Genomic DNA, 14561 nt, shown 5'->3' with positions numbered 1-14561 from the left:
CGCCCGTTCCACAATTAATACAAATGATAAGCGGTTGTGCATTTAATTTTCACAATCTTCTCCGTTGCCTTTGCGTGCAGGTGATGCTGAACCAATTGTAGATTTACAAGCGTTAGTAAATGGGGTTTACGATCGCCCCGCCAAGGACTTTAGAATAGATTATATCGCCGCAACAGTTCCCCCGCTGTCCGAAACTTAAGCTGCTGGGGCGGATGTTTTGTTGGAGCAGAGGAGATCGATCGGATGGTAGAGGGAGGTTTAAGTGCGATCGCCCGCATATAAATTGCTGAGATATAATTAGATGGCGTAGAGTGGCAATAAAAAGTAATGGCAGATATTCAAATCAGCGTCGAATGACAAGATGCAGTTGCTGCTAAAGATGAACTGTTTGCGATTTCTGGCTTGTCGGGAAATTGGGAAACAACCGGGGATGATGAAAAAGAGGGAACTTTAATAATCATCCGCTTACGATCCAGAGACAATTCCAGAAGTAGGAGAACTAGATGAGCTACAAACCTTTATAGGAGAAAAAAAACCATCTGGGTGTGGACAGCAGTAGATTACTTTAGACCAGGTATTCTAGGATGGGTATTAGGAGACCGAGCGTCCTAAAACGTTTGAACCTTTGTGGGATGTAGTTAGTAGATGGGGATGCTATTTTTATGTGACGGATGGCCCGAAAGTTTATGCAATGTTTATTCCAGATGGAAACCAAATTATGTGCCCAACTTACATGACTTGCGGTTGAAGGTAAAAACACAAGATTAAGACACTATCTGGCTCGCTTAAAACGAAAGACTTTTTGTTATTCAGGCAGCCGAACAAATGCTCAGATATCCAATTAAACAACTTATTCATTATCTCACGTTTAATGATGTTCGCCTTCCCTATTCAATTAATTATTTCCATCGAGCATTAGTCACCGCACGCGATTGTTAAACCATACCCCAATTCAGCAACGCCGGGATTGGTTTTTGTGGACAGTGTAGGGTACTGGGTTCTACGGTTGATGCGTTACAAATTGTTGCGAAATAATGCCGTGATGCAGTAAAGAGTGAGATAGTTGGTAGTGGTGCATTATCATGTTAAACTAATAAAATAATATCAATACTCCTGAGTATATATGAGTATCACTTGTGTAAGATATCCTTCGGGGAAAATTATTAAATACGTTCATACTTATGGTAAACAAGTGGTAAACAAGGATATAAATGTCAAGAATGGGGGCGACGGTATTTTGTCCCTGAGTATAATTTATCGTTAAGGCGAGTTCCGTGACCGGCAATTACTATACACCACTACCCAATTACTATGTACGACAAAAGTAATCGAAATAAGCTCGTGCCAGATCCAAAAAGTGAAGCGAAGACTCACTATATCTCACCACGGTTACTAAAGTTATTAGATTGCCCGACCCCTATAAGTCAATTCTTGGCCCAAGCGACCTATATGAGTCGCCGAACTGAGCCGGAAAGTATTGATTTTACTTTCGGTGATGCCCATGAAATACCACCTCCAGGGTTTGTAGAAGCCTTACAGCGTTGGAGTGTACCGCAAAATCAAGGGTGGTATGGCTACAAGGGAAATATTCCAGAATCACGGATCACTGTATCCGCTGCTCTTCAGGATAAACGCGGACTTTCTATATTGCCTGAAGATATTTTTATGACCAATGGTACTGTAGTTGGTTTGGCGATTTGTCTGCAAATGTTAGCTGGTGAGGGAGATGAGGTAATTATTTTGACTCCACCCTGGTTAGGCTATAGGAGTATGGTGCATTTTACCGGTGCGGTTCCGGTTGGTGTGCCTGTGGATAAAAACACCTTTGATATGGATTTGCAGGCGATCGCATCTGCAATTACAGAACGGACTCGAGCAATCATTATCAATTCACCCCACAACCCTACAGGTAAGCTTTTTTCAGCTAGTACCCTGGAGGGTTTGAGTGGTATACTTAACGAGGCTTCTAAGCACTATGGCAAGCCTATTTATATTATTTCCGATGAAACCTTCAGCCGCGTTGTTTTCGACAACCAAACTTGTTCCAGCCCTACTCAGTTTTACCCATTTTCTTTCTTAGTATATGGTTATAGCAAGACTTTAATGGCACCCGGTCAACGTATAGGGTATATTGCTTTACCTCCCACTATGCCTAATCGGGAAGAAATAAGACGAATCATTGGCCTCCTACAACAAAGTCCTTTTGGTTGGTGTTATCCTAGTGTGCTCATGCAGTATGCATTAGGAGACTTAGAGCAGCTCAACATAAATATCGAGCATTTACAAAACAAGCGAGATGGGATGGTGAAGGCAATGCGGGATATGGGTTACACCATGTATAACCCTGATGGGACGTTCTTCCTCTTGGTGCAATCACCTTGGGATGATGACCTTGCTTTTGCCGAGTTATTAGCAAGTCAAGATATATTTGTTTTACCAGGAACTCCCCAGGAAATACCCGGTTACTTCCGAATTTCCCTTACTGCCAACGAAGAAATGATTTCGCGTTCTCTACCCAAATTCCAAGCTGCGATGGAATACGCTGTTGCTAACCCACTTGCTTCCTCCTCTTCTGTCACTAAGCGGCAAAGTATCATAGAACAAAATCTCTCAAACCCGAGCTAGGTCTATGGTTAACCCTCGCCAAGCTAATTCAACCTTGAAATTAATTGATGAGTATTGTCGCTATTACAGAAATCTGTTTTCAGAAGTCAGAAGCTTCAAAGCTTTTACACACCTTCATGCTGGTATAATTTATGATATGGCGTTACTGAATTGGGGTATGGTTTAGCGATCGCGTGCGGTGACTAATGCTCGATAGAAATAATTAATTGAATAGGGAAGGCGAACATCATTAAACGTGAGATAATGAATAAGTAGCTTAATTGGATATCTGAGCCTTTGTTCGGCTGCCTGAATAACAAAAAGTCTTTCGTTTTAAGCGAGCCAGATAGTGTCTTAATCTTGTGTTTTCACCTTCAACAGCAAGTCATGTAAGTTGGGCACATAATTTTGTTTCTCTCTGGAATAAACATTGCATAAACTTTGGGGCCATCCGTCACATAAAAATAGCATCCCCATCTACTAACTACATCCCACAAAGGTTCAAACGTTTTAGGACGCTCGGTCTCCTAATACCCATCCTAGAATACCTGGTCTAAAGTAATCTGCTGCTGTCCACACCCAGATTGTGTTTTTTTTATCCTATAAATATTTGTAGCTCATCTAGTTCTCCTACTTCTGGAATAGTCTCTCGATCCTAAGCGGATGGTAGTAGCTTTCCAACTTGCTTGAGCCAATTAATTATTGTCGTGTGATGCAGGTCTTTGACTCTCTTGCTCGCACGAAAATCCCTCCCATTGACATATATTTTTAAGTATTGATATTTAACTTCTTGCGCGTAACACTGGTGGGTTTAATAGCAATCTCTAAATTGCCGGTCACAGTCAACACAAATATAATTTTCCTTGCCTTTATTCGGCGCATTTTTATTAACATGAGTTGACTTATATTCAGGAAATTTCCTTGGCTTTGACTTTCAGTTAATTGGTTTTTGTGAATCGCTCACTCGATCTATCGTACCTCAATTCAACAACGCCAGGAAAAGATTGGCAATCTTCAAGGGAAAGCTGCTACTTTGCACGAACTAGCAGGAATTTATGCCAATCAATGGGAAGTAGCCAAGGCGATCGCACTTTATGAACAATCTCTCGAACTTCAGGAAAAGATTGGCAATCTTCAAGGGAAAGCTGCTACTTTGCAACAACTAGCAGGAATTTATGCCAATCAAGGGGAAGTAGCCAAGGCGATCGCCTTTTATGAACAATCTCTCGAACTTAAAAAAAAGATTGGCAATGTTCAAGGGAAAGCTGCTACTTTGCACCAACTAGCAGGAATTTATGCCAATCAAGGGGAAGTAGCCAAGGCGATCGCATTTTATGAACAATCTCTCGAACTTGAGGAAAAGATTGGCAATGTTCGAGGAAAAGCTGCTACTTTCGCAATGTTAGGACAGTTGTTAGCAGATAAGAAGGGAGATTTTGACTAAGCTTTGAATTATTTACAGCAATCTTTGGACATTTTGCAGCATTTGCGATCGCCCGACGCGGAGACAGTGAGGCGAATTATTGCTGAAGTTCAGCGGATGGCTGATGGCTGAAGAAAGTTTAGCCCGATTCTCTGCCGCCCGAAACCAGCCTGCGGCAATCTGAAATCTAAAAACACCTACACAAAACGTTACATATTTGTTACCATCGGGGCGAGTCTGTTCTCAGCAGCCTCTCTGTTAACCTTTAACCTTCTAAACTAACCGTTATGAGTCAACCTCCCTCAGCAATTCCCGCCTCCGAAGAGTCCGCGGAAACCCAGACAGCGCCGACAAACACTGCACCTCCACCGAGTTATGTCAAGCTGGCGATGCGGAACATGGTTCGCAAGCGGGCGACTTCTCTGTTTCATTTTGCCTTGACAGCCGCAGGACTTTTAGGCGTACTCGTCGGTTTGGCTTTTCTCGATCGATATTTCAATTCTTAATCGGGGATGTCAACAATCAGCCTCTAATTTCTGCTGATGTTTTTGATATTTCTTAATCGAGAGTTAAGCTGATTGTTCTGCCTGCCTGTTGCAATCTCTAACAGATTACTGTATCTTTCCAGCAACAGCAAAATCCCCTGCCGTTCGATCGCGCAATTGGAATTTGTAAAGAAATTGAATATATGCCTTGACAGGAGAGAAAAAAAATGTTAATAGAGGTGAACGTCGAAGACTGTTACGGGATCGCCCAGCAGTCAGCCGACGCTTCCAACCTCCCTGAGAGTACACCCAGCGGGGAGATTTCAGCCGAAACCTGGGAAAATTGGTTTAGCGTTTGGCTGGAAAACCAGGCGGCGGATGTGCCAGCGGCCCCGGGCTACGAAGTCAGTCTGCGTTTAACAGCCGATACTGAGATGCAAGCCCTCAACCTCCAGTACCGCCAGCTCGATCGCTCGACCGATGTACTAGCTTTCGCAGCTTTAGAGGTAGACTGTCCTCAGCTAGAGGAAATGCAGTCATGTGAACCCCTATACTTGGGTGATATCGTCATCTCGATCGATACAGCTAACCGACAAGCCCAGCAGCAAGGACATCCCCTGAAGACCGAACTCGCTTGGCTAGCAGCCCACGGTTTTCTGCATCTTTTGGGCTGGGATCACCCGGATGAAGAAAGTCTGACTCAAATGCTCGATCAACAGGAAACATTGCTGCGGGCGATCGGTCTTGCGATCCAAACAGCATAACTGAAGTTGATGGTTATTTAACAAATCATGTCAAGCCCAACATAACTTTCTGAAATTAAACCAGAACTTTAGTAAAAACTTAGAAAAGTTACCTAGACTTGATGAAGTTAATTTGAAAAGTTTAGCTTTCATTCATCTCTGTAAATTAAAGTTGGTTCTTTATGACACTAGATAGACCCTCAATTTCATCACAAGTCGCACAGTTTCTGCCCATGCCTCAAGACTCTTCTAGCCAGACAGTCCACGAGCCTAAAAAAGCCTTGAAATACAACCGAGAGCTGTCCTGGAAAATCGCATCTAGCTTAGCTACGAGTTTTAGATACGCTTGGGGGGGTCTGAGTTATGCTTTTGAAACTCAGCGCAATTTTCGGATTCACACTGTTATTGGCACTTTGGCGATCGGACTAGGGCTATTTTTGCAACTGAAACCTGTAGAAATATCTGTGATCGGCGTCACCATTGGCATAGTTTTAGCCATGGAACTCTTGAATACGGCGATCGAATCGGTGGTAGACTTGACAGTCGGGCAATCTTACCACGAACTAGCCAAAATTGCCAAAGACTGCGGTGCGGGAGCGGTTCTGGTATCGGCAATGGCTGCGATCATCGTCGGTACTGCACTTCTGCTGCCTCCTTTGTGGGCAGTGGTTCAAATTGCGATCGCCCGTCAGTAACTTATTGGGCGATCGCAAATTTTAGGTTTTAGATGACCAATTTGAGATTTTTAGTTTTATTCGTCTATATTGCAGCTATTTTTATCTTCGGCATCTATCTAAAATCTTGAAACCCTTGCTTTCAGACAGCGAGTTAACCTAAAATCTAAAATCTAAAACCTAAAATCTAACTTAACCCGTGATTATAGTCATCGATAACTACGATAGTTTTACATACAATTTGGTACAGTATCTAGGAGAACTCGGTGCTGAGTTGCCCGTAGCAAGCGAAGTGCAAGTCTACCGCAACGACCAAATTTCTTTAGCAGAAATTCGCCAATTACAGCCTGCCGCCGTGGTGATTTCTCCAGGCCCGGGGCGGCCGGAAGATGCGGGAATTTCTCTGGAATTAATCAAAGAGTTGGGGCCGACTCTGCCAATTTTAGGCGTGTGCCTCGGACATCAAAGTATCGGTCAAGTATTCGGCGGCCAAATTGTTTCTGCACCCCTGTTGATGCACGGCAAAACTTCTCAGGTAGAACACACAGGAGTCGGAGTTTTTCAGGGCGTGGAATCGCCGATGATTGCAACTCGCTATCACAGTTTGGTAATTGAAAAGCAGAGTTGTCCAGAAGTTTTGGAAATTACCGCTTGGGTTGAAGACGGAACTATTATGGGTGTGCGACACCGGGAATATCCGCACATTGAAGGTGTACAGTTTCACCCGGAAAGTATTTTGACGACTGCCGGAAAGCAATTATTGCGAAATTTCTTGGAACGGCTTTAGTTGGGTTGGGAATTTTGAGTTTTTATCTGCATCTTTCGGGTGCCGAATCCACACCTGACTGTTTAAATTATCTAAATTTTTAGGGTGGGCACTGCGAACTTTACGGTAAAACTAGGGTGTACATTTTCGCATCTCAGGCGCCCACAAAAGGATACAAGCCCGCGAAAATGGTCGTGGTGAACCCCAAATTTTAGACGAAAGTTCCATATCCCAGATTCATCTGTGGAGTAAATCTAAAATCTAAAATCTAAAATCTAAAATCGACTGACGGTGTTTTGTGGTATAACAACAAACGACTAACACCCGACAACCCCAACCACAAGATGAAACGGCGACAATTAATACGTTACGCACAGACGGGTTTGCTAGCAGCTTTAGCAACTGGTTTACCATCTGGATGGGAAAGCTATCAAGCTCAAACTGCTGATTCTTTGTCGGTTCAGTGGTTGGGCCACACTTGCTTCTTGTTCGCCGGAGGCGGTGCGAGGGTGCTGGTGAATCCTTTTCGCCCCCTGGGCTGTACGGCAGGCTATCGCTCTCCTAAAGTGCAAACAGATTTGATTCTGATTAGCAGTCGGTTGCTCGATGAAGGGGCGATCGACGGATTTGCGGGCAATCCCGGCCTTTTGTACGAGCCTGGGGCTTACAGGTCTAACGGGCTGCGGATTCAAGGGATTCGGACGGAAAAAGACCGTGAGGGAGGAAGGCGATTTGGGGTCAATGTGGCTTGGCTGTGGCAGCAAGCGGGCGTTAAGATTTTACACTTGGGCGGAGTTGCTGGCCCGATCGGCATTGAAGAGCAAATCTTGATCGGGCGGCCCGATGTAGTGCTGATTCCCGTGGGCGGAGGGCCGAAAGCTTACACTCCGGCGGAAGCGAAGCAAACTTTGCAACTTCTCAAACCGAAGATGGTGATTCCGACACATTTCAAAACCCAAGCCGCCGATGCTGCTGCGTGCGATTTGGTGCCGCTAGATGAATTCTTGGCGCTGATGGATGGTACGCCGGTGCGCCGAGTAAATAATGACACGATTTCGATCAAATCTGCTGACTTACCCCAAACTGGTTCGGTGATTGAGGTTTTGAGTTACAGATTTAGCGGTTGATGCCAGATTTATTAGCTTGCGTTATAGTAAGGAAGTTTTGGTCGATCGGGGATGCAAGAGAATTTTCTTGCTATCTTAGCCTCTGGCAACCTTGCCTTTTGTCGAGATTTGGCTAACATAACAATTCATGTTCACTGTTTTATCTCATAAGGAAATGCAAGCGAAATGAAAAATCAAAATTTACCTAGCTGGATGAAACAACTGACAGGTTTCGCAGGAGTAATCGGCGCTAGCGCGTTGATTGGTTTCCCGGCTTGGGCTCACATCACATCCAACACCAATGTTGCTAATGCAACTCAAACTCAACAAGTTCCAGGAAAGGTGAAAACCGCTGCTTCACCGGCACCAACTGGCGCTTCACCGGCACCAACTGCCGCTGCTAAGGATATTGTTGCTATTGCATCTGGCGACGCTCAATTCAAGACGCTGACAAAGGCTTTGGGATCTGCTGGTTTGGTTACAACTTTACAAGGCAAAGGCCCTTTCACTGTTTTTGCTCCGACTGACGCAGCATTTGCTGCTTTGCCAAAAGGAACTGTGGAGAATTTGCTCAAACCGGAAAACAAAGCCCAACTTACTAAGATTTTAACTTACCACGTTGTTCCTGGTTCGGTTGTATCTACTAGCCTGAAATCCGGCGATGTTAAAAGTGTTGAAGGCAGCTCGCTGAAGGTGGCAGTTAACGCAGGCAAAGTTACTGTCGGCGGCGCTAATGTTGTGAAAGCTGATATCAAAGCTAGCAACGGGGTTATTCACGTAATTGACAAGGTGCTGATGCCCCCTGATGTGAAGTAAGACTAGCGGTTTTTGCATCAATTGATGTCAGATTCGGTTAAATGAAGGCGAAGTAAGGACACAACAATATTGTGTCCTTATTTGTATGGCAGGCAATTGAGAATTAATATAGATAAAGCTTTAGCTAGCTGCGGGTACTTACAAAAATGGCTGCCAACCCTTACCCCGATAGCCAAAATCGAAGATTTCGGGATGGAGAATTTCTGCTAAAATTTCTAACGAATCAACCAATCTCGGTCCCGGTCGATTAAAGTAAGAATTGCCGTCAGTTATGTAAACTTTCCCCGTTTTTACTGCTTGCAAATTAGCCCATTCTGCGTATTTAGTTATCTGCATTGCTTCGCTGCGAGTGCGGTTTAGATCAAAGCCGCAAGGAATGAAAATAATTACATCGGGATTAGCTTCTACTAAAGATTCCCATTTTAACCAAGGGGAATGCTCCCCAATAATTCCAAACAGCGAATTGCCTCCCGCCATTGCCACTAATTCGGGAATCCAATTTCCCGCAGCCATCAAAGGTTCAATCCATTCGATGCAGGCTACTTTGGGAAGTTTCTGTTTTGTTGTAAGAATAGATGATGCTTGTGTTTTCGAGGTAATAGCATCGATGCGGGATTGCAAAAGGTCGATCGCACTTTTGCCATCTACGCCCAAAGCATCAGCAACTCGCTGAATATCCGTCCAGATTTCTGCTAGCAGATTCGGCTGCAAAGAAATAATTTCTGGCTTGCTATTTACCAGCGTGCTTACTGCTTGTTCAACCTCTGCTAGAGAACAAGCGCAGACTTCACATTGAGCTTGAGTAATAATGTGAGTCGGCTGCAATTTTTCCAAAGTATCTATTTCTACTTTATACACGCTGAGGGCATTTTGCAACAATTCTGTCACGCGGTTGTGAATTTCGCTGCTAGTTCCTTCTGGATTGAATTTAGGCTGAGTGCAAACAGGTAAATTTTGGATTTCTGGGGGATAATCGCATTCATGGGAACGGCCCACAATGGCGTCGGTTAATCCTAAAACTGCTACAATTTCGGTGGCACTGGGAATTAGAGAAACTATTCTGATTTGGTTCATTGATTTTCGGTTTTTTACAGATTTATAAGCACAGGCGTTACAGATTTATAAGCACAGGCGGGACGCCCGTGCCACAATAAAAGGGATTGTTAAATTTTTAGTTGTTTTAAATATTGCAAATCTTGCCATGCTTGAATGAGATTACCTTGCATCAAAGCCGCTACACCGTTTAAAACTCTAATTTCTGGTAGATTGGAGTTGAGAGCAAGAGCAGGTTTTAAGGCTGTTTGAGCGGCTTTGGGATGCCAGCCGTACAGGTGTACGAAAGCGAGATAGGCGTAAGCGTAAGGGTTTTTTGAGTCGAGTTGAGTGACTTTTTCTAAGGCGACGATCGCACTTTTGACATTCTGCTGCAATACCCGAGAAAATGCCAAAGCATAAGCCAATTCTAGATTATTGGGTTCTTGCTGCAACCGATATTCTAACGCTTGTTCCGCTTGCACGGTATAATCTTGAATTGGATCGTACTGATTGATGCGCCCAATCTGCTCGAACACAGGTTCTAAACCGGGCAATCCTTTGGGTAAATTAACTGCCATCGCCCGCAATTGAGTCACCAAATCTAACTCAGGCTTATCTGTATTATCCTCGTTTCCCGGCTCTGCCTGAGAACGCATATCCCGAGCCTCTGCCTCGATCTTAACACTAATTGCCGGCACATTAATCGGATAAGTTTCCCCGGTTTTTCGATTTAGATAAGTAGCTTGCAGATTGTAAGTTCCCGGTGCAATATTAGCAGGAGGAAGCATCGCCGTGCGATCGACAACTCGAAACCCCACAGCAAATTTATCCGCTGCCAGCATCCCCGGATGCAAAGTGGCCTGGGCGATCGCGCGATCGTGTAAAATCCTGAAAGTCTGTCCCGGTGGAATATTGCCAGACTGCTGATTTTGCCACGTTACCAACACTAAACCAGACTGCAACTGCTGCCAAGGCCCCGACCAAGTATAAGTAACCGGCAGCGCCACTCCGGGAACTGCTTTTTCATCCACAGTAACTCGATCTAATTGTACTTGCGATCGCGCTTCATTCAACGGCTGTATTTCGACAGGCTGTACTCGCTTGCGATAAAGATTTAAATTAGTATAATCTGGCAAAATCCAAGTTTTTTCTAACTCAAATTTATCGCCTTTTTCAATCGCAGTCACCGCTGCATTTTGAGCTGTTTTAATCCGTTCGCGAATCGAACCTTGCGGGCCAGTTTTCGTTACGAACCAAGAGAGCGATCGCACATCTTGCGGCACTTCTTTTAAATTCGTTCCCACCTGCCGCCCGTAAACCTGAAAATTAGCCAAAGCACCGTAAAAATTTAAATTATGCTGGTTAATTTCCGGTGTCGAAGGCAACACGCCTAAAGTTGATTGCAAATAAGGTTCGTTATCAATAATTTCTGCAATTACCTCTCGGTGCGGCCACTCTTTCCCCAAGTAAGGATAGTTAGAATTGCCTGGACTGATAATTTGGGCTAAGCTATTTCCGAGAGCACCTCCCAGCGGCCAGATATGGAACAGCATCGCCAGAATTGCCAAGCCAATTGTACCCCAGCGAATTTGTCGTCCCCACCGAGAAGGCCACAGGGTTAAACAGTAGGCTAAGAAAATAGATAAAACTGGCAAATAAGGTATCACATATCGGTCGTCTTTGTTGATATTTAGAGAATTAATTAAATAAGCTCCTCCCCAGAAAACAGCCAGCCAGCGACAGGAGTTGAGATGCAAGATTGACGAACTATCTTGCCTGCGACGCCAATAAAGTATCAATCCTACTAAGGGAATAAGTAACAGAGGCCAAGAAATGTGTTCGGGTAAGTGTTGACCGTAGTAAATCCAAGCGTCGATCGTATTGAGGGCCGGATCTCCTTCGGCGATCGCAGAATCCAGCGTTGCCCGTTTTCCCCCGGTCAAAATTAACAGCCAATTGGTTTTTGCCCACGGCCCAAACACCGCTACCGACAGCAACAGAGCACCAGTTAATTGACCTAATCTACCCCAAGCTTTTTGCCGCACAGCACCCACAGCCAGCCAAACAATCGGGGTAAATAGAAATAACACGGTAGTGTGTTTAACTAATATTGATAAGCCGAGAGAAATTCCAAAGGCGATCGCCCAAAAGAAAGACGACGGGGAGAGGGGGAGATTGGGGGAGGGGGAGAGGGGGAGATCCGGAGAATGGGGAAAATCTTCCTTCTTCCTTCTTCCTTCTTCCTTCTTCCTTCTTCCTTCTTCCTTCTTCCTTCTTCCTTCTTCCTTCTTCCTTCTGAAGCCTTCCACATTGTCAGACAATAGAAAGCAAAAGTAATCGCAGCAGTGAGGGGATAGTCGAGCAAAAATTGCAAGCGGAACCGATAAAGTCCGGGTAACAAAACGCAAATTGCAGCGGCCCACAAACCGACTTGCCGGTTAAAGAGTTGGACGCCCAGACTGTAGACTGAGGCGAGGAGAATTGCACTAAATAATAGATGAACGAGGGTTGCCCGATCGCCCCCGGTACCAAAAACCTGAAGAAACGGAACCGTTAAGATATACACCAAGGGCGGAATTTTCGTCGAAAGCAGCCAGAAGTTTGTCCACCACTCCCCGGAAAACCACTGAGGATGCTGCAACGCCTGCAAGTAATCCAGGGTGCTAGTCAGGTATTCTGCTTGATCCCACGCCGGGACAGATCGATCGAGGGCAAACCAGAGGCGATCGCTAATTGCCCCCAGCAGCCAAATTATGCCCAAGACAAGCAGACTCTTACTCCCGCTGTCCCGATGTTGCTGTGCCATTGCGATTTTTGGATTTTAGGTTGCAGCTTTTAGCTTACAGGCGGGCGGTTCCGGGCGATCGAAAAATTAATTGAGAAAAGTGCTTGCTAAATTCCGTATGTGTCTGCTAAGATAGTAAAGCGCGAAAAAACAAGCCGGGATAGCTCAGTTGGTAGAGCAGTGGACTGAAAATCCACGTGTCACGAGTTCAAGTCTCGTTCCTGGCATCGCAAAGCCCTCACAAAGTTGAGGGCTTTTTTTTATGTATAAAGTTGAGCCAACAAAATAATCACCAATGGCATCCAAGTCTCGGCTTGCTGTTGGAGAGACAAAGCATCGGCTCATCCCTTAACCTTTCGTGCCTTGCGAAACTTTTCCTGCAATTGCTCGCACGCAGTCTCTGAGGGAATTCCCTCGCCCCGTGATAGTTCCGCCTCCGCTTCCTCCACCGAAGAGCGCACCTCTTCCACCCACTCGCAATAAAGCTTCCGCGTTTGAGTCAAAGTCTGGAGGGCTTTTGTAATCACCTCTTCCGGCGAGGTAAACTTCCCCAGTGCTAATTGCGCTTCGATCAATTTCACCTGCTCAGGACTCAAAGTAATATTCATAAAAATCTCCGGGAGTCTCGCTAACAAAAATCCCTTTTCTAAGAATAGGGCTACTTTCTGGGCAGTGCGATCGTCTTGAGCGCCGATGGACCTGCGGTGACGTGTACTGTCTTATTTTTGAGTGAGGTACGACGCTAATTCTGGAATTTCACCGGCGCGCTGCCACTCGGCTTCCCCGCGCCGGACTTTGGTTCGGGCTGTGATTTCCTGAATCTCCCATAATTGCAATTTGGTATAGGGCCCCTTGGCTTCACCGCTGCGAAACACATACCATTGAGCAACTTCAGGAGTTGGCTGGGTCGAGGGTGTCACAGGCTTCATCCGATTCATTCCAGTTGTGGCTTTGAGCTGATTTAGCTCTTGTTCTACCGGATTCGGAGGCGGTGAGTTAGAATTGGGCGATCGCTTTTTCTTAGCTGAACTCTTACTTTTCTTAGCCTCCAGCTTACCTTTAGCAATTTCTACTTCGCGAGGCCACCCCCAGAAATGCCACAGCGCCACACATACTAGGGCTACTGCAGATCCTAAAATCTCTTCTTGTGTTTCTGACGATTCTGAAGACTTTCCAAACAACAGAAAAGCGATCGCACCGAGTACGATCGCTATGAGGTTTAGGTAAATTAGGTTGGTAGTGTCGTTAGCTGCTAAGTGCCAACTGGTTGTGTGCCGAACAAAAGATTGGCTAGTTGCTGTCCTGTTGTGTTTCCAGGCTTTTCGGGCTTGAAGGCGACTGTAACCAGGAGAGTCAGCGGGCCACCACGTCGCGGCCCAATTAACTAGATGCGCTGACCAATACTGCAAAGCTGCATATCCCACTATCCCGCTTAGCAGTACGCAAATAACTAACAGAAAGGTTGTCAGCGGCAGTAGCTGTATTGGCACGATTTCTGCCGTCGCAACAGTTAGCAGAAAAAACGGAGTACCAGTTAATACTGGAACTAACACAAGTTCCACTATCTTTAGAAGCTCTGCATAGAAAATCCATAAGAATTTAAGAAGATTTTTAAGCAGCTTTCCAAAGCGGAAGTGATACAGGTAAGCAGATGTGATCGCAGTTCCTAGAATTAAAGCAACGAGCGCGCCCGAAAAGCTTCTTAGCGACAGCATAAAAAGGGCGGTCGGCGGAATTCCCATCACGATTGCTGCTGGCAGTGTGAGAAATGCTATAACGCCTTCCCTCCAGTGCTGCCAAGCCGATACAGTCGGCGGTTGCTGATTGTGTCGGCGAATTTCCACCCACTCTGCAAACTTGGTTAACCCCCAGTGATAGAAAGCAAATAACCAGATTTGGCACAACCAAGCAAGTACGATCGGGGATTCCCAGTCAGAGTTCCTGATGGTGTACCAGTACGTCCTGCTAAATCTGTAGGAATAGTAGTAAGCATTGGGCCACAGTAAAGAAACAATCAGCCAAAAGCTAATGCTTAAGGCAAACCCTCTAGCGCACGATTTAGGATCGGGGAGGAATTTCGGCCAATTATTCATGGTTGGGATAATTTGACTGGATATCAATATT

Annotated in this window: 12 protein-coding genes, 1 tRNA gene and 3 pseudogenes; 11 read left to right on the top strand and 5 right to left on the bottom strand. The window is 45.3% G+C overall.

Going from position 1 to position 14561, the window contains the following annotated elements; genetic code table 11:
* Positions 1-64: 64 nt before the first annotated feature.
* The 3 genes and pseudogenes from QUA27_RS11725 (at position 65) to QUA27_RS11715 (ending at position 2625) form a co-directional block, all read left to right on the top strand.
* Positions 65-199 (top strand): DUF4058 family protein, encoded by a 135-nt coding sequence (locus QUA27_RS11725; protein WP_333068136.1) that lies wholly within the window; start codon positions 65-67, stop codon positions 197-199.
* Positions 200-466: 267 nt separating this feature from the next.
* Positions 467-939, top strand: a pseudogene (locus QUA27_RS11720) (IS1 family transposase); the annotation flags it as partial.
* 372 nt (positions 940-1311) lie between these two features.
* Positions 1312-2625: an aminotransferase class I/II-fold pyridoxal phosphate-dependent enzyme gene (locus QUA27_RS11715; protein ID WP_333068134.1), complete on the top strand. Its 1314-nt coding sequence runs from the start codon at positions 1312-1314 to the stop codon at positions 2623-2625.
* Between the two features lie 162 nt (positions 2626-2787).
* Here the strand turns inward: QUA27_RS11715 and QUA27_RS11710 are convergent.
* A pseudogene (locus tag QUA27_RS11710) lies at positions 2788-3517 on the bottom strand (IS1 family transposase); the annotation flags it as partial.
* 42 nt (positions 3518-3559) lie between these two features.
* Between QUA27_RS11710 and QUA27_RS11705 the strand changes: the two are divergent.
* The 7 genes from QUA27_RS11705 (at position 3560) to QUA27_RS11675 (ending at position 8617) form a co-directional block, all read left to right on the top strand.
* Positions 3560-4048, top strand: a complete 489-nt coding sequence (locus QUA27_RS11705; RefSeq protein ID WP_333068195.1) for a tetratricopeptide repeat protein — start codon at positions 3560-3562, stop codon at positions 4046-4048.
* 266 nt (positions 4049-4314) lie between these two features.
* Complete coding sequence (locus tag QUA27_RS11700) at positions 4315-4533, top strand: DUF3285 domain-containing protein (protein ID WP_333062727.1); 219 nt, start codon at positions 4315-4317, stop codon at positions 4531-4533.
* Between the two features lie 206 nt (positions 4534-4739).
* The gene (gene ybeY, locus QUA27_RS11695) at positions 4740-5276 is read left to right on the top strand and encodes an rRNA maturation RNase YbeY (protein ID WP_333068133.1); all 537 of its coding nucleotides are present in this window, start codon (positions 4740-4742) and stop codon (positions 5274-5276) included.
* A 161-nt stretch (positions 5277-5437) separates the two neighbouring features.
* The gene (locus QUA27_RS11690) at positions 5438-5950 is read left to right on the top strand and encodes a diacylglycerol kinase (RefSeq protein WP_333068132.1); all 513 of its coding nucleotides are present in this window, start codon (positions 5438-5440) and stop codon (positions 5948-5950) included.
* 178 nt (positions 5951-6128) lie between these two features.
* Positions 6129-6716 (top strand): anthranilate synthase component II, encoded by a 588-nt coding sequence (locus QUA27_RS11685; protein WP_333068130.1) that lies wholly within the window; start codon positions 6129-6131, stop codon positions 6714-6716.
* A gap of 323 nt (positions 6717-7039) precedes the next feature.
* Entirely contained in the window at positions 7040-7822 is a 783-nt protein-coding gene (locus QUA27_RS11680) for an MBL fold metallo-hydrolase (RefSeq protein ID WP_333068128.1), read from the top strand.
* A 165-nt stretch (positions 7823-7987) separates the two neighbouring features.
* On the top strand, positions 7988-8617 hold the full coding sequence (locus tag QUA27_RS11675) for a fasciclin domain-containing protein (protein WP_333068127.1): 630 nt from the start codon (positions 7988-7990) through the stop codon (positions 8615-8617).
* A gap of 138 nt (positions 8618-8755) precedes the next feature.
* Here the strand turns inward: QUA27_RS11675 and QUA27_RS11670 are convergent, their stop codons facing one another.
* The gene (locus QUA27_RS11670; RefSeq protein ID WP_333068126.1) at positions 8756-9691 is read right to left on the bottom strand and encodes a cobalamin-binding protein; all 936 of its coding nucleotides are present in this window, start codon (positions 9689-9691) and stop codon (positions 8756-8758) included.
* Positions 9692-9780: 89 nt separating this feature from the next.
* A pseudogene (locus tag QUA27_RS11665) lies at positions 9781-12458 on the bottom strand (phospholipid carrier-dependent glycosyltransferase).
* Positions 12459-12591: 133 nt separating this feature from the next.
* Between QUA27_RS11665 and QUA27_RS11660 the strand changes: the two are divergent.
* A tRNA-Phe gene (locus tag QUA27_RS11660) sits at positions 12592-12664 on the top strand.
* 114 nt (positions 12665-12778) lie between these two features.
* On the opposite strand, the gene QUA27_RS11655 is transcribed toward QUA27_RS11660, so the two are convergent.
* Both QUA27_RS11655 and QUA27_RS11650 read right to left on the bottom strand, forming a co-directional pair.
* The gene (locus tag QUA27_RS11655; RefSeq protein WP_333068125.1) at positions 12779-13045 is read right to left on the bottom strand and encodes a ribbon-helix-helix domain-containing protein; all 267 of its coding nucleotides are present in this window, start codon (positions 13043-13045) and stop codon (positions 12779-12781) included.
* 111 nt (positions 13046-13156) lie between these two features.
* Complete coding sequence (locus tag QUA27_RS11650) at positions 13157-14530, bottom strand: DUF4339 domain-containing protein (RefSeq protein ID WP_333068124.1); 1374 nt, start codon at positions 14528-14530, stop codon at positions 13157-13159.
* Positions 14531-14561: the final 31 nt, after the last annotated feature.

The sequence above is a fragment of the Microcoleus harperi Pol14_C6 genome, assembly GCF_036701295.1.
GTDB lineage: Bacteria > Cyanobacteriota > Cyanobacteriia > Cyanobacteriales > Microcoleaceae > Microcoleus.
Note: the sequence above shows the minus strand (reverse complement) of the source record. Positions and strands in the feature narration are given on the sequence as shown.